Below are 15,475 nucleotides of genomic sequence, written 5' to 3'. Positions count from 1 at the left end.
TCCCATGTTGGAGCACTGTGGCATGCGTACCGGTAGGCACTGGCGCAGGCAGCTACGTAGATAGATCCTCAACCACCCAGATAGGCCTCGCGAATGTGCTTGTCGTCGATCAACTCTTCTCCCCGCCCCGACAGCACGATCGACCCCGCTTCCATCAGATATGCATAGTCGCACATATCGAGCGCAGAGTAGGCATTCTGCTCCACCATCAGTACCGTGGTGCCTGATTTGCGGATTCCGTCGATGATCTCGAACACCTGCTCCACGATATTCGGCGCGAGTCCCAAGGATGGCTCATCGAACATCATCAGTTTCGGCTTGGACATGATGGCGCGCCCGATCGCCAGCATTTGCTGCTCGCCGCCGGACAGCGTGCCTGCGACCTGACTACGGCGCTCGGCAAGCCGGGGAAATTGCATCAGAACTCGATCGCGGTCCTCTGCAACACCATCCGCGTCGCGCCTCAGATACGCACCCATGTCAAGGTTCTCCTCGACCGTCATGTCCGGAAACACCCGCCGCCCCTCGGGGCAATGGGCTATACCTCGCGCGAGAATCTCGCGTGCCGAACAGCGCGTGATGTCCTCTCCCTCGAAAATCATTCGGCCGGATGCCGACGGCAGAATTCCGGAAATGGAGCGCAATGTTGTACTCTTCCCGGCGCCGTTCGCACCGATCAGCGCGACAAGTTGCCCCTGCTTGATCGAGAGAGAGATACCCTTGATCGCTTCAACCTTGCCGTAGCGGCAGACGAGATCGCTAATCTCTAGCACGTTTCTTCGCTCCTTGCCCGAGATAAGCACGAATGACTTCAGGATTGCCCTGAATTGCCGAAGGTGGGCCTTCGGCAATGATCCGACCGTAGTTCAAAACGACGATACGATCCGACACGCCCATCACCATTGGCATGTCGTGCTCTACAAGCAGGATCGTGACACCGAGACCGCGCAACTTATCGAGAAGCTGCATGAACCGCGCTGTCTCCGTTGCATTCATGCCGGATACCGGCTCATCGAGCAGCAGCATCGAAGGATCCGCTGCCAGTGCCAATGCGACACCTAGGAGCCTCTGATCGCCATAGGCGAGTGAGCCTGCCATTTCGCGCGAGCGGCGTTCAATCCCAACCAGCGTCAGGATTTCCGCCGCCCGTGTCCGCAGTTCCTTTTCGGACTCACGCTCCCGCGGCAGCGCCAGCAAGGTGTCCCACAGCTGCGAGCGGCCGCGGCGATGCAGGCCGATCATGACATTCTCAAATACGCTGACACTCTGGAACACGCTGGTTCGCTGGAAGGTCCGCACCAAGCCTAATGCCGTAACCTCGTGTGGCTTGAGGTTGTTCAACGACGCGCCGCGATAAATAACCTCGCCCTTTGTCGGTCGCAGAAAACCCGTGATGACATTAAACGCCGTCGTTTTACCCGCGCCGTTCGGCCCGATCAGACTGACGACTTCGCCTTCGTTAACGACGAAGTTCATGTCCGAGATCGCAACGAGGCCGCCGAAATGAACGGCGATATGTTCAATTGAGAGCGCTGGCGGCGTCTTGGCTGCTTGAACCTTAGCTGCTTGAGCCTGCATCATGGCGCATCCTGCATTTTGGCTTCCGGCGCAATGGCAGGATCCTTTGCTTCATCGACCCCAAACCATTTCTCAATAGCCGGAACGATCCCCTGCGGCAGTACGAACACGATCAGGATCATGAACAGCCCATAGAGAATCCATTGGATTTCAGGAGCCGCAAACGAACGCGCAACAACCGGAATGAAGCCGAAAATCAATCCACCGACGAGAGGCCCTGCCAATGTTCCCTTGCCACCGGTAATCACCATGATCACCATGGTAACCGTGTAGAGAAAGAGGAAAACGTCGGGATCAATAATCTTCAGATAGTGCGCGTACAGGCTTCCCGCCGCTCCCGCGATGCCGGCAGATACGACTGCCGCCAATACCAGATAGCGCGTGACGTCTATGCCGACGGAAACCGCCAGCGATTCATTTTCCTTCAACGCCACCATCGCGCGCCCGACCCGCGAGTTCACCAAGCGGCTGATGATGATGTAGGAGATAACGACGACGCCGAGGACCAGATAGTAATTCGATTGCTTGCTGAAGAAATCGAAATAGCCGAGCCTTGGAAGCCCGAGCGTCATGGGCGGAATAGAGGTCAGCGCCAGCGGTCCCTGCGTCAATTCCACCCAGTTCAACGCCACAAGCCGTATGACTTCTGCAAAGCTGATTGTCACGATGACGAAGTAAGCGCCGCGAACCCTGAACGACAGTTTACCTACGATGTATCCGCACAAGCCAGAGACGAGTACGGCAATGATAAAGCCAAGCCAAATCGGCCATGGCTCATGAACAACGCGGATGCCGCCGATCAGCTCCACGTCGAACCCGAGCGCCGTCAAGGCGCTAGTGTAAGCACCGATTCCGAAAAAGGCGACATGACCGAGACTCAACTGGCCGGTGTAACCGAGCAGCAGATTAAGGCTCATCGCCGCGATGATGAAGATGCCCGTCGTAATAAAGGCGTTCAGAAGATAAGGATCCTTGAGCCACAACGGAACTGATGCGAATATGACAATCGCGATCCAGGGGAGAAGCCGTTTCATCCAATTCGCTCCGATCGCGCAAAGAGGCCGGTCGGCTTGAACAGCAATACCGCGATGATAATCAGGAAACCCATGGCGTCGCGGTAACCTGACGAGATGTATCCAGCCCCCATCTCTTCGGCGAACGCGAGGATGAAACCACCGATGGTTGCGCCACCGATACTGCCAAGACCGCCGAGAATCACGATCGCAAACGCCTTGAGCGACGCGATGTTGCCCATCTGCGGTGAGATCACATAGACCGGCCCGAGCAGCGCGCCTGCGGCGGCGGCCAGCGCCGAGCCAATGGCAAACGTCGCCATATAGATCGCCTGAATGTTGACGCCCATCAGGGATGCGGTGTCGGTATCCTGGAATGTCGCACGCATCGCCTTGCCGAGCTTGGTGCGGTTGATCAGGAAATATGAGATGGCGATCAATGTCAGCGCCGCAAAGAACACAAAGAGCCTCAGCCACGACACCGAGAACGGACCGATCGTCAATGGCGTCTCCGGAAACGGGGTATTTACCGCCTTCGCAACACCGCCCCAGACGTATTGCTCCGCGTTCTGCATTACGATCATTGCGCCGATCATAATCAGCATCGTCGTATCGATATCGGCCCCGCGCATCGGCCGCAGCAGCACGAATTCGATCAGAGCGCCAACAATGCACCCGGCCACGATCGCAAAAAGCAGCGCGAGAAAGAAATTGAACCCAAGCAGAACGGCGACGAAATATACAAAATACGCGCCAAATGCATAAAGCTCGCCGTGCGCCATATTTACCACGCGCATGATGCCAAAGATCAAGGTCAGGCCGATTCCGAGCAGCGCATACGTGCTGCCGAGGATCAGCATGTTGATCATATGTTGCAGAAATTCAGTCATTGAGCCTTATCCAGGTCAAAACTCATCGTTCGGCGAAGGCCGCCGTGCCTTTGGAGTGGAAAGGCGCGGGCATCTCGTGGATGCTCGCGCCTACTCCACACTTACAGCTTTGGAAGAATGACTTTCGAGTTGTCGATCTTGATCAGGTAGACGTTTGGCATGCTCTGCCCGCTCTCCTTGCCGGAGGGCCCCTGCTTCTCGAACTTGATCTTGCCGTTCAATCCGAGCAGCTCGGTCTGCCACAACGCAGCGGCAATTGCCTCCGGCTCCGCCTTGCCCGCCTTCGCGATTGCAGCCGCGATTGTACGAATACCGTCGTATCCGCGGAAGCTCTCGGTCGCACCAGCGAAGTTGAAGCCACGCTTTTTCCATTCGCCAAGGAAGTACTTGGTTGCCGGCGGATTCGGCGTCTCATCCGGATACCACGGTGCGAACGTGGTTAGGTGGAATGTTCCGTTAGCAGCAACGCCAGCCTGATCAATCAACTGATCTGGATTTTGCGAGCCGCCAGTCGTCACGATCTGCTTCTTGATGCCGAGTGCAGTTGCCTGCTTCAGGACAAGAGTGAGCTGCTCGACAGCAGTCGTCACCATAATCGTGTCGGAGTCGGTTGCCTTAATTTTCGACAACTGCGCGCTCATATCTTGAGCGGACTGGTCCATCGTCTCAACGAGGCCGACCTGGATGTTGTCTGCCTTCAATACTTTTCCGAAATCTTCGGCGGCACCGCGGCCCCAGTCATTGTTGATGACAAGGAAGTCCGCCTTCTTGATCGATAGCTTGGGGAGAATTGGCTTGAACGCTGCAGCTTCGACTGACGACGGAGGCGAGATGCGGAAGATATAAGGATTGCCCGTTGTCGTGATCTTGCCCGATGAGGAGGTCTCAACCACCATCGGAACCTTGTATTCCATCAGCTTCGGCATCACTGCCAGCGTCAGGCTCGATCCCCATGCGCCCATGATGACCGGCACCTTATCCGCCGTGATCAGCTTTTCAGCCACCGCCGCAGCTTCGGTCGGGTTGCTCTTATTGTCTTCGATGACAAGCTCGACCTTCTTACCGAGAAGGCCGCCCTTCGAATTAATCTCGTCAGCCGCGATCTTCGCGCCATTGACGACGTAGGTCCCCGAAGCAGCAAACGGCCCCGTCAGCGGCTCGTTGACTCCGATTTTGATCGTCTGGGCCGCGGCCTGACCGGCAACACCTGCCGATAACAAAGCGATTGTCGCAAGTAGTTTGGTATGTTTCGCCATCTTCCATTTCCTCCGTTTGAGTGCGGAAATCAGGTCTTTTTCAAGCAAGGCTTGTGCCAGTTGTCCGCGTGTTTTTATCTAACTGTCGTCCCTAATCCAGATAGTCCTATTTTTAGTATCTTAGTATCATCTGCAAAGGCCGCGCGACGTCAAGTTTTTTCAGCAATCCGGCATACTGACCGCAAGCCCTCCGCGCGACGTTTCCTTGTATTTCGTCTGCATATCGGCCCCGGTATCCCGCATCGTACGGATTACCTGATCCAGGGTAACGTGATGCGACCCATCGCCACTCAGCGCCAGCGACGCCGCATTAATGGCCTTGACCGCGCCAAATGCGTTGCGCTCAATGCAGGGAATTTGCACCAGCCCGCCGATCGGATCGCAGGTCATCCCGAGATGGTGTTCCATCCCGATCTCCGCGGCATTTTCAATCTGCCGGCTGCTACCGCCCAGTGCCGCTGTCAGGCCGGCCGCAGCCATGGAGCATGCCACACCCACCTCCCCCTGACACCCGACTTCAGCGCCCGAGATGGAGGCATTCATCTTGCAGAGCCCGCCAACCGCGGCGCTGGTCAGGAGAAAAATCCTGACACCATCTTGGGAGGAGCCCTCGCAATGATCCGTGTAATACCTCAGCACGGCGGGAATGACGCCGGCGGCGCCGTTGGTCGGCGCGGTGACCACGCGGCCGCCTGCCGCATTTTCCTCGTTCACGGCGATCGCGTACAGGCTTGCATAATCCATTGCTGGGATGGAATGCTGCACGTTGCGGCTTTCCGACGCCTGTAGCCGGGCATACAACGAACGAGCGCGACGCTTGACCTTCAAGCCGCCCGGTAACAGACCATCGGTGCGTATTCCGCGATCGATACAGTCGAACATCATCGCGACAAGACGATCGATCCGGTCGTAGACCGACGCTTCATCGGCAAATGCGGCTTCATTTGCGAGCACGACCTGCGCAATCGAGAGGCCGGAACGGTCGCACATCTCAATCAGCTCGGCTGCACTACGATAATCGAATGGAATCGTAGCGGACAATTCTGGCGCAGAATCCGCCTCACCTTCCCGCTGAACGAATCCGCCACCGAGCGAGTACCAGGTTTCCGCCCGCAGTTCGCAGCCGTCCTGATCGAAGGCCGCAAAACGGAGCGTGTTCGGATGAACCGGCGTTGGTTCATCAAAGTTGAAAACGATATCCTGCGCGGGGTCGAAATGGATCGTCATTCCATCCTTCAGTACCAGTATCGCCGCGGTCGCAATGACATCGATGCGGCGGTCCGCATCGTCGGGATCGACAGTCTCCGGCGAGAAACCAGAAAGCCCGAGCATAACGGCCTTGTCCGTTCCATGACCACGCCCGGTCCACGCGAGGGATCCAAGCAACGTGACTTTCAATCGTCTCAGGCGCGAGCGCTGAGATTCGTCGAGAGCCAACATGAAGGCCGCGGCGGCCCTCATCGGACCAACCGTGTGAGAGGATGACGGCCCGATCCCGATCTTGAACAGATCAAAAATACTGATCATGACAGGTGACCGGGCATCGCCCGCTCCAGCTTTGGATGTTACTTCGCCCTCAGCCGTGGAATGACTTCCTTCGCGATCGTCTCGACCTGATCCATTCTGTACTTGTAAGGCACAAAGATAATCTTCTGAACGCCGACGGCCTGATGAGCCCTCAACTGCTCGACGCACTCGTCCACAGATCCCATGATCGCGCTGTCACGCGAACAGTCGCTGTGTTCCGGGAAATCCCATTCCTTGTTCAGCCAATCCATCATCTCGTCTTTGACCGCAGCCTTCGACGGACCAATCATGATCGGCAACTGAGATGCATTGAGAAGCTTGTCAGGATCCTTGCCGCCCTCCTTCGCGAAGTTGCGAAGCTTGGCCCACGATTTCGCAAATGCTTCAGGTGAATAAAAGTAGGTCAGCCAGCCGTCGCCGGCAGTCGCCGCGCGCTGAAGAACCCTGTCGACGTAGCCGCCGATGAGGATCGGCAGAGTGGGCTGTTGCGCCGGCTTCGGATACATGACCGCAGCCGAGATGTCGTGAGCCAGATACTTTCCGTCAACCATCGGCTCCGACCACAGGCGGCGCATGATCTCCAGATTCTCGTCCATCAGCTTTCCGCGCTTGTCGAAAGGAATGCCCATGGCATCGAATTCGCGCTTGTACCAGCCCGACGCCATGCCCATTAGCAGGCGGCCACCGGAGAACTGATCCATGCTGGATAACTGCTTGGCCAGAGCAACCGGGTTGCGCAGCGGCAGAACAAGAATGCCGGTGCCGAGCTTGATCCTGCTGGTGCGCGCGGCGATCGCGGTCAGCGTCGTCAGAGAGTCGAGGATCGGGAAGTGCGGGTCCACGCCGAGAAGAATGTGATCCCAGACCCAAAGCGAATCGTAGCCGAGCTCCTCGACGCGCACACCGTAGTCCACCAGCGCCTTGGCATCCGGCATTTCAGGATAGGCGGTAAAGTTCCGTGCGGCGATACCGAACGTGTTTGACAGTACGGTCATGTTTGCTTCCTCGTTTTTTCTTATGCGATGAAGAGACGATCGGGATCGAGCATTCGTAGCGTGGTCAGTTCGTGCTCGGTGGGTGGTTCCGTAATGCTGAGCCGATCATCAAAGATCAGATCAAAACCAGTGTTATCCTGAACCTGTTCACGCGTGATGCCGGGGTTGAGAGCAAGTACCTTCATCCGGCGCGATGTCTCATCGAAACCGAACACTGCAAGCTCGGTGATCACGCGGAACATCCCGCCTTCCGGTAATCCGCTTTCAGCACGCGACTTGCCGCCGCGAATGAAACCAGGGCTGGTGATGAAATCCACCTGATCGACGAAGCGACGCTTCTCGTGCTTCATCGCGACTATCATGTTGGTCAGGCTGGAAATATCGTTGCCGCCGCCGGTGCCCGGAAGCCGTGTCTTCGGCTTCTCGGAATCACCGATGAAGGAGGAGTTCAGATTTCCGTACTTGTCGATCTGCGCGCCGCCCATGAAACCAACATCGACATATCCGCGCTGCAACAGCAGCAGGACTTCGGCGCTGCCCAGCACCATGTTGGCACGCTTGGTGCAACGCTGATCGTTGGTCGACGGCGGCAATTTGCCGGGCTCGACAAAGGCACCGATCACACCGCCTTCAAACAGGATTGTCAGGCCGGGGCAACGCAGGCGCTGCGCGAGTGTCGCTGCCAGGAGGGGAACACCGATGCCGGCGAACACGACCTGCCCTTCCTTAAGCTGACGCGCACTCAGGATCGCCAACATCTCCGAAGCTGTATGACGATTCTGTTCAGTCATCGAAAATGCTCCTGCCTCTGCGGCTCGCTGTCACGACTTCATCCATTCCGATCTTCGCGAGAAAATCGTTCCAGGTTTTCGGGCCGTAAACGTACTCGTCGAGATACTTCTTCATTCCGCCAACGGGATCCCCGTTAACCTGTGCCACGTAGGCATCGAGATGATTCATCATCGGCTCGTAAACGCCGTAACATTCATGCGGCGCGGAGCCATAAGGCACCTCAACCACCGCATCGACGCAGAAGAATGGAATCTTGGTCTGGTCAGGCGCGCGACGGATCTGATCGTTGGAGACGATCCGCTCGGTGGTCAAAATCACGCTATTAGCCGCCATCGCGAGATCGATATCCATGAACTGCAGGCCATCGATCTGGGCATTGCCGTAAGCGTCGCAGCGCTGCACATGGATCACCGCGACGTCGGGATTCAACGCGGGAACCAGCAGCACCTTCTCGCCGGTAAAGGGGCAATCGAATTCCTTGGCTTCCGGACGGATGCGGGCCACATCGGAGCCCAGCATCGAACGCATCGGCATGAACGGCACGCCCATCGCGCCGGCGCGGAAGCGCATGCCGACGCCCATGTGGCTCCATTCGTCATAACGCGCAGTTCCACCCTCAACATGATGGCGCATCACCTTCGAAAGACCCCACAGGATGCCCTGGGCGAACCAGCTCGAAATGATGTGATTGGCTGCGCCCGATCCAAGCAGCAGGTCGCCATCGGTTGAGATAATGCAGCGCGAACAGGAGAGCTCTTTCTTCCGCGCCCGGATCAACTGCCAGATCATGGCCATCGGCGTGCGCGAGATGGTCGAGCCGCCGATACCTACCGACGCGCCGTCCCTGACGAATGACGCTGCTTCCTCGAGCGTCACAACTTTCTCGCGAAGACTCCGGTCGCGGCGCGAGAGATTCTCCCGCAATTTCTGATATGGCTGGACTGTATCGTGACCTACGCTCATGATCATGCCCTGCCTGCCATTTCGGCCCTGTACTGCGGCCCGAAGGCCTCGACGTTGAAGTCTTCAATCAGCCGATCCCATTCAGGAATGCCCGACGCGAGATCATTCCAGAACGACTGGTGCCTGCGGCGTTCGAAATCCTCGACGCTGACGCCCTGCTGCTCCACCCAGGTGTAGTAGCCAAGATTGAAAACCTGCCGGCGCAACTGATCGGTCAATTCCATGACATTGTCGGTTGCGATCGACGTCAGGCAGGAGCCAAAAATCTCGCCCGCATTCACCTCGTCAAACGATGAAAAATGCTTCGCGCAATAACTGTCACGCTCGCTGTCGTAAAGCGATGCGCTATCGGTTGCGACGGTGACGATGACATCGTCGGATCCGTAGTGAAGCTGCTTTGCCAGCTTGATCGACGCAACAATGTTGGCGAAACCGGAAATGCCAATATCCGCGAACGCCGCAACCAGCTTGCCGTCGAGCTTCTGGCGGCCCTGAAGATACTTCTGGCCAACATCAGAGCCGAACAGCAGGTTGAGGCTATCAGTGACACGATCCGAAACGCCGATCACGACATCGGTATTCATCACGTTATGGATAAAAGGAATATGCTTGTCACCGATGCCCTGGATGTTGTGCTCGCCGTAGCCATTATTCAGCATTGTCGGGCACTCGAGCGCCTCGACCGCGGCAATCTTCGTCCCATGCCGCGCCTTCAGATAGTCACCCGCCGCAATGGTGCCGGCCGAACCCGTCGCTGACACGAACGCAGCGAGACGGCGCTGACCGCCGCCGTTGAATGCGAGAAACGCCTGCTCTGCCGCGCTGCCCGTGCAAGCATAGTGAATGATATAATTCGAGAATGCAGAGAACTGGTTGAGAATCACGTTCTGCGGATCACGCGCGAGTTCAGCGCACTTATCATAGATTTCCTTGACGTTGCTCTCCGTGCCAGGGGTGCGCACGATATCATCCGGATGAGCCACCCACTTCTCGAGCCATTCAAACCGCTCGCGGCTCATGCCCTCGGGAAGCACGGCCACGCCACGGCAGCCAAGCACGCGCGACACTGACACGCCGCCCCGACAGTAATTACCCGTCGAAGGCCAGATCGCCTTTTGCCGTTCCGGATCGAAACGCCCCGTCACAAGCTGCGCCGCCAGCGCCGAGTAGGCAGGCAGCACCTTGTGCGCGCCAATCATCGGAAAGCGCCGACCAAGCAACACAACGATAGGCGCCTTCACACCTGTGAGCGATTCCGGGAGCACGAGATAGCCGGGAACATCGATCCGGCTGGTGCGATCTGCCCCATTGTACCAATGGACACGCCAGAGATTTGCAGCATGCGGCTCATCCGGCGCGACATCAGCCAAGGCCTTCGACGCCGCCGCAGGAATGCTGGACGGATTGGCAAGCTGCGAGAACGTCGGCATCACCACGCCCCGTTCGCGCACCCGCGCGATGGCCCGCGCACGCTGTTTGCTATCGATTATTTCGGGATTGATGACCGAAGACATCGTCAAATTTCTTTCAGAGCTCGTACCGATTTAAATGATACTAACATTAGTAAAATAGGATGTCTAGATCGACACTATTCCATCCTATGAAACACCTGCGGCATGCACGTTTTTGTCCCTATCGCCCACCATTCGTGCAGCCGCCGCGTCAAACGAACGTAACCGGATGTCCTCGTCCGCATTGCGATAAAGCGTCGTTCGCTGCCTCGGGATGCGCCCGGCTGAGAGGATGATCGCCTCCATATCTTGCGGCATCATTTCCTGACCGTGAGACGCGCCTGCCGAGCGCGAAATGCTTTCGTCCATCAAGGTACCGCCGAGATCGTTGACGCCGACCGACAAACACTGACGGACACCCTCTGCACCAAGCTTCACCCAGGATGCCTGGATGTTGGGGATATGCGGATTGAGTACCAGCCGCGCGACCGCATGCATCAGGATCGCTTCGCGGAATGTAGGGCCTGGCCGCGCCCGGCCCTTGAGATAGATCGGCGCTTCCATATGAACGAACGGAAGCGGTACAAACTCCGTGAAGCCGCCGGTGTCGGCTTGCAGATTGCGGATGCGCAGCAAATGACGCGCCCAATGCTGATAGCCTTCGATGTGGCCGAACATGATGGTGGCAGTCGAACGGAAACCCGCTGTATGCGCAGCGCGCATCACGTCGAGCCACTGCTGGGTGTTGATCTTGTCGGCGCACAACACTCCGCGAATCTCGTCGTCGAGAATCTCCGCAGCGGTCCCGGGGAGCGTACCGAGACCCGCTGCTTTCAACTCGCGAAGAAAATTAATGACCGGAATTCCAAGCGTCTGGGCGCCTTGATGAATCTCCAACGGCGAGAACGCATGCATGTGCATCTGCGGCACGGCTTCTTTCACCGTCCGGCAGATATCGAGGTATTTCTGTCCGGTATAGGACGGATGAATGCCGCCCTGCATGCAGACTTCGGACGCGCCACGTTCCCAGGCCTCGACCACGCGGCCGGCGACTTCGCTCATCTCCAAATCGTAAGGCCGACCGCGCAGATTCTCGCTCATCTTGCCTTTGGAGAAAGCGCAGAACTGGCACTTAAACGAGCAGATATTGGTGTAGTTGATATTGCGCGTGACGACATAGCTCACTGTGTCGCCATTCTTCTCACGGCGCAATTCATCCGCTGCACGGCAGATGGCCGAAAAATCATCGCCGCACGCACGGAATAGACCAACGATCTCCGCTTCGCTCAACGCATTCCCGCGCTGCGCCTTCGCTAACACCTGACCAAGACGCCCGGACGGCGTGACCGATGGCGCCCTTTGGATCCACCCGAGTTCACGCGACGGCAATTGTCCAACATGACCAGGGCACCAATCATCCACGCGAGGCGCTCCATCGCCGTCAATGTGATTGAGCACCGATGTCCGCAAGCCCGCATCAACCCAACGGGTCGTATCGCCCGCGAATGACGGATAGATTGCAAGACGTTCGACCAGGTCCTTGCCCGCGGCCTTGGTTGCCGCTTCCAGAAGCCGCAGATGGGGCCAGGGTGCTTCAGGATTGACGTGATCTGGCGTGACCGGCGACACGCCACCCCAGTCGTTGATACCGGCCGCCACAAGTCTGCCCAATGCACCGGGGCTCAGATTGGGCGGTGCCTGAATGTTCATCTCCGGGTCGAAAATCAACCGCGCGATCGCAATTGTCCAGAGATGGTCCTCGACATCCGGCGACTCGGCATCCGCCATGCGCGTGCCGGCCTTCGGACGGAAGTTCTGGACAATGATTTCCTGAATGTGCCCGTACCGGTCGTTAAGATCGCGCAGGGCCAGCAACGAATCGATCCGCTCCTGTCGCGTCTCGCCGATACCGATGAGAATGCCAGACGTGAACGGCACGCTCCGTTCACCGGCCAATCGCATAGTTTCGAGACGCGCGGTCGGAATCTTGTCTGGCGAACCATGATGGGCGCCACCCTTTTCGGAAAGGCGATCCGATATGCTTTCCAGCATGATGCCTTGAGATACCGAAACCTTCCGTAGGGTATCGATGTCTTCACCGCTCATCAGGCCAGGATTGATATGCGGCAGCAAACCAGTTTCGCGAAATACAGCAGCAGCGGCTTCTGCAAGATACGACAGCGTGGTGGGATGTCCCAACCTCGCGAGTTCTTCACGGGCGACACGGTAACGCAATTCGGGCTTATCCCCCAGCGTGAACAGCGCTTCCCTGCATCCGGCCTTCTTGCCCGCTTGCGCAATGGCGACCATCTGCTCGATTGAGAGATAGGGCTTTTCGCCATTGCGCGGCGCATGCGCGAACGTGCAGTAATGGCAGACGTCGCGGCAAAGCTGCGTCAGTGGAATAAAGACCTTTCGCGAATACGACACCTGGTGCCCATGCGCAGCATCGCGCCGTGCGGCAGCGGCGGCAAGAAGCTGATCCAGATCGTCGACGTGGATCAGCTCGGAGGCCTCTTCACGTATCAGGCGGCGGTCTAGCGGGAATTCCTGTAACAAAGAAGCGATCGTCATCACATATGCCTCACGCAAAGCGGCAGCGAACCAACACCCAAACGGGTTGAAATATTCAGTTCCGCAAGCAACGCCGCAGTCAGCGAATACTTTCCGGCCGTGATCGGCGCGACCAGGTCTTGTGGGCGATCGATGTCCCGCCCGATGCCATCTGAGTTGACCACGCCGCAGGCAAAGCCCTTCGCCCTGGACTGCATCTGATGGTGCAAATAGCTATCCTCGCCGAATTTCGGCGCGATCATATCCGGCGCGCGCATAGCGAGAGCGTTGGTGCCGCCATCGGACAAGGCGGGGGCCAGCACCACCGGATGACATTGAAGTTCATTGATGATCAACCGCAGATCGTTCGCGGTCGCAAACGGCACATCAGCCGGAACAATTAGCGCACTCGCTGTCGTGTCGAGAGCCTCCAGGCCTTGCTGAACCGCTGCGTTAATACCGGCTTCCTTATCATCGCGAACTACTCGCGCATCGAACAGCGAGGCAAGGTTCGCTACCATCGGGTCGCTGGTGACGACGACGATGCCCGCAAGTTCGGAAGCACACAGCGTCGTCAGAACCTCATGCAACATGATGAGCGCGAGTTTGACCCGCTCGTTCCGCGACAAAACTGGCGCAAGTCGCTGCTTGGCATGGCTCAGCCGCTTAACAGGGACAATCGCCCAGATGTTTGAAGGACTTTCAGCAAACGCTTCCATCACGTCACTTTCCTTCTCTTGGCCAGCCGCGCGGCAAAGTCGAGGCAACCGGCCGCCAGCCGGTCACGGTCTTCCAAGCTTCGCATCCAGGTGGACGTCACATGCACCGGCATATCGATCTTTCCGGCATCGCCACGATCGGTCTCATCAATGGTCAACCCATCGATAAAGGGATAATGCCGGGCGATCGCAACAGAATCCGCCGGCACACCAAGTTCCGCCATGATTTTAGCCGTCGGCCCCTTCACCGCCTGCCCGCCGATCAGCGGGGAGATCGCGATAATAGGCGCAGTTACGCGATCGAGGGCCTTCCGAATATCCGAAACGGCTAAAATGGGATCGACGCTGAGATACGGATTCGACGGGCAGATGATGACGGCCGCAAGATCTGAATTTCTAAGCGCCGACAGAACCTGATCAGAAGCCGCAGCACGTTCCGCATTCTTGAATTCAAGCCGCTTCACTATCGGCGCGCATTGCAGCTCGACGAAATAGCGCTGGAACGGCAGAGGACCATCAGCGGTAATCACCATGGTCGCGACGCGATCATCCGACATGGGAAGGATGCGCGAAGCTATCCCGAGCCGACACGCCATCGCGGTTGTGAAATCCGTGAGCGACGTTCCCGCGCGCAGCGCGCGCGCACGCTCGACATGCATGGCGAGATCGCGATCGCCGAGCCGAAACCATGTCTCGCCGCCGAGGCCGCCGAGCGACTCCATGAAATTCCAGGTCTCATCCGCTCTGCCCCAACCGCGCTCGATATCGCTGAGACCACCGAGCGTATACAAAACTGTATCGATGTCCGGCGAGACATGAAGCCCCAGATGCTCGAAATCGTCGCCAGTGTTGACGATCACGGTCAGATCGCCACCGATGAGACGCTCCAATCCGAGCGCCAGCTTGGCACCGCCCACACCACCGCACAGCGCGACAACCGGCCGTCCACGAAGCGATGTTGACTGGGCGTTCATCGAAACATGTCTCGTTCACGGGGACGCACCAGCGCCGATGCAGGACGCGATGCCGCGTCGAATGTCAGACCACGCACCACGACCACCGGCAGACCTTCGGCCGCCTGCCCCATCAGCAGCGACGCGCCGGCGGCGATCTCATCCGCCACCGCGACCTCGGTCATCTGCATCTTCCGGCCAAACATGTCCGGTTCACCGATCATATCAAGCAATGACGGCAGACCCGCTGCACCAAGCGCAACACCCACGACGCCGTTGCGCCAGGGACGCCCAAAACTGTCATTGATGATGACGCCAACCTTGGCGCCAAATGCTGCGTCAAACCTGGCCTTCAATTGCGCCGCCGCGCCATCCGGGTCGCGCGGCAACAACAGAACACGCTCTTCACCGTTAACATGTTCTATGTTCGATTGATCGATCCCGGCATTAGCCATCACGAATCCAAGCCGATGGGCTACGATCATGACGTTGGGACGATGGCGCACGACCTCGTCGGATTCAGACAGAACGACTTCGATGTAACGGGCGTCCTTGCCGACTTGATCGGCAAGCAGCCGCGCCTTGTCCGAAGGAACCACGTCTTTCAATGCGATGTAGCGGTTCTCTGCCTTTGAGACGATCTTCTGGGCGACAACGACGATGTCGCCGGATAACAGTGGAAGTTTCGCCTTGTTCAGCGACTCGACGATGAGCGACGCAAGATCATCGCCCGGAGCAATCAGCGGGATACCGGATACAGCATGATATGTGACGCTCTTCGCCAT

At 57.9% G+C, this 15,475-nt stretch carries 14 protein-coding genes; all 14 read right to left on the bottom strand.

The window, feature by feature from the left end; all coding sequences use genetic code 11:
• Nucleotides 1-68: 68 nt before the first annotated feature.
• Nucleotides 69-773 carry an ABC transporter ATP-binding protein gene (locus AC1Q6J_RS01260; protein ID WP_492277506.1) on the bottom strand — a complete coding sequence of 235 codons (705 nt, stop codon included), beginning with the start codon at nt 771-773 and terminating at the stop codon, nt 69-71.
• A complete protein-coding gene (locus AC1Q6J_RS01255) occupies nt 760-1,581 on the bottom strand; it encodes an ABC transporter ATP-binding protein (protein ID WP_492277505.1) in 822 nt (273 codons plus the stop codon). Before AC1Q6J_RS01255 ends, AC1Q6J_RS01260 begins: the two co-directional genes overlap by 14 nt.
• On the bottom strand, nt 1,578-2,612 hold the full coding sequence (locus AC1Q6J_RS01250) for a branched-chain amino acid ABC transporter permease (RefSeq protein WP_492277504.1): 1,035 nt from the start codon (nt 2,610-2,612) through the stop codon (nt 1,578-1,580). The genes AC1Q6J_RS01255 and AC1Q6J_RS01250 overlap by 4 nt, the downstream gene beginning before the upstream one ends.
• A complete protein-coding gene (locus tag AC1Q6J_RS01245; protein ID WP_492277503.1) occupies nt 2,609-3,481 on the bottom strand; it encodes a branched-chain amino acid ABC transporter permease in 873 nt (290 codons plus the stop codon). The genes AC1Q6J_RS01250 and AC1Q6J_RS01245 overlap by 4 nt, the downstream gene beginning before the upstream one ends.
• Before the next feature lie 101 nt (nt 3,482-3,582).
• On the bottom strand, nt 3,583-4,737 hold the full coding sequence (locus AC1Q6J_RS01240; protein WP_492277502.1) for an ABC transporter substrate-binding protein: 1,155 nt from the start codon (nt 4,735-4,737) through the stop codon (nt 3,583-3,585).
• A gap of 159 nt (nt 4,738-4,896) precedes the next feature.
• Nucleotides 4,897-6,264, bottom strand: coding sequence for an L-serine ammonia-lyase (locus AC1Q6J_RS01235; protein ID WP_492277720.1), 1,368 nt, complete (start codon nt 6,262-6,264; stop codon nt 4,897-4,899).
• A 38-nt stretch (nt 6,265-6,302) separates the two neighbouring features.
• Nucleotides 6,303-7,259, bottom strand: coding sequence for an LLM class flavin-dependent oxidoreductase (locus AC1Q6J_RS01230; protein WP_492277501.1), 957 nt, complete (start codon nt 7,257-7,259; stop codon nt 6,303-6,305).
• A gap of 20 nt (nt 7,260-7,279) precedes the next feature.
• A complete protein-coding gene (locus AC1Q6J_RS01225) occupies nt 7,280-8,050 on the bottom strand; it encodes a CoA-transferase subunit beta (protein WP_492277500.1) in 771 nt (256 codons plus the stop codon).
• Nucleotides 8,043-9,014, bottom strand: a complete 972-nt coding sequence (locus AC1Q6J_RS01220; RefSeq protein WP_492277499.1) for a CoA transferase subunit A — start codon at nt 9,012-9,014, stop codon at nt 8,043-8,045. Before AC1Q6J_RS01220 ends, AC1Q6J_RS01225 begins: the two co-directional genes overlap by 8 nt.
• 2 nt (nt 9,015-9,016) lie before the next feature.
• Entirely contained in the window at nt 9,017-10,528 is a 1,512-nt protein-coding gene (locus AC1Q6J_RS01215; protein ID WP_492277498.1) for a pyridoxal-phosphate dependent enzyme, read from the bottom strand.
• A gap of 84 nt (nt 10,529-10,612) precedes the next feature.
• Nucleotides 10,613-13,039, bottom strand: a complete 2,427-nt coding sequence (gene cofH, locus AC1Q6J_RS01210) for a 5-amino-6-(D-ribitylamino)uracil--L-tyrosine 4-hydroxyphenyl transferase CofH (RefSeq protein ID WP_492277497.1) — start codon at nt 13,037-13,039, stop codon at nt 10,613-10,615.
• Nucleotides 13,039-13,737 (bottom strand): 2-phospho-L-lactate guanylyltransferase, encoded by a 699-nt coding sequence (gene cofC, locus AC1Q6J_RS01205; RefSeq protein ID WP_492277719.1) that lies wholly within the window; start codon nt 13,735-13,737, stop codon nt 13,039-13,041. Before cofC ends, cofH begins: the two co-directional genes overlap by 1 nt.
• Complete coding sequence (cofD, locus tag AC1Q6J_RS01200) at nt 13,737-14,711, bottom strand: 2-phospho-L-lactate transferase (RefSeq protein WP_492277496.1); 975 nt, start codon at nt 14,709-14,711, stop codon at nt 13,737-13,739. The genes cofC and cofD overlap by 1 nt, the downstream gene beginning before the upstream one ends.
• Nucleotides 14,708-15,475: a coenzyme F420-0:L-glutamate ligase gene (gene cofE / locus AC1Q6J_RS01195; protein ID WP_492277495.1), complete on the bottom strand. Its 768-nt coding sequence runs from the start codon at nt 15,473-15,475 to the stop codon at nt 14,708-14,710. Before cofE ends, cofD begins: the two co-directional genes overlap by 4 nt.

It is taken from the genome of Afipia sp. MLSD5-FHT05B12 (genome assembly GCF_058793355.1).
Note: the sequence above shows the minus strand (reverse complement) of the source record. Positions and strands in the feature narration are given on the sequence as shown.

Coding starts and splice junctions, on each gene's coding strand:
- AC1Q6J_RS01235 (WP_492277720.1), bottom strand. CDS start 6,264: ATGATCAGTATTTTTGATCTGTTCAAGATCGGGATCGGGCCGTCATCC.
- cofD (WP_492277496.1), bottom strand. CDS start 14,711: ATGAACGCCCAGTCAACATCGCTTCGTGGACGGCCGGTTGTCGCGCTG.
- cofC (WP_492277719.1), bottom strand. CDS start 13,737: ATGGAAGCGTTTGCTGAAAGTCCTTCAAACATCTGGGCGATTGTCCCT.
- AC1Q6J_RS01240 (WP_492277502.1), bottom strand. CDS start 4,737: ATGGCGAAACATACCAAACTACTTGCGACAATCGCTTTGTTATCGGCA.
- AC1Q6J_RS01245 (WP_492277503.1), bottom strand. CDS start 3,481: ATGACTGAATTTCTGCAACATATGATCAACATGCTGATCCTCGGCAGC.
- AC1Q6J_RS01250 (WP_492277504.1), bottom strand. CDS start 2,612: ATGAAACGGCTTCTCCCCTGGATCGCGATTGTCATATTCGCATCAGTT.
- AC1Q6J_RS01225 (WP_492277500.1), bottom strand. CDS start 8,050: ATGACTGAACAGAATCGTCATACAGCTTCGGAGATGTTGGCGATCCTG.
- AC1Q6J_RS01215 (WP_492277498.1), bottom strand. CDS start 10,528: ATGTCTTCGGTCATCAATCCCGAAATAATCGATAGCAAACAGCGTGCG.
- cofH (WP_492277497.1), bottom strand. CDS start 13,039: ATGACGATCGCTTCTTTGTTACAGGAATTCCCGCTAGACCGCCGCCTG.
- AC1Q6J_RS01255 (WP_492277505.1), bottom strand. CDS start 1,581: ATGATGCAGGCTCAAGCAGCTAAGGTTCAAGCAGCCAAGACGCCGCCA.
- cofE (WP_492277495.1), bottom strand. CDS start 15,475: ATGGCGAAGAGCGTCACATATCATGCTGTATCCGGTATCCCGCTGATT.
- AC1Q6J_RS01230 (WP_492277501.1), bottom strand. CDS start 7,259: ATGACCGTACTGTCAAACACGTTCGGTATCGCCGCACGGAACTTTACC.
- AC1Q6J_RS01220 (WP_492277499.1), bottom strand. CDS start 9,014: ATGAGCGTAGGTCACGATACAGTCCAGCCATATCAGAAATTGCGGGAG.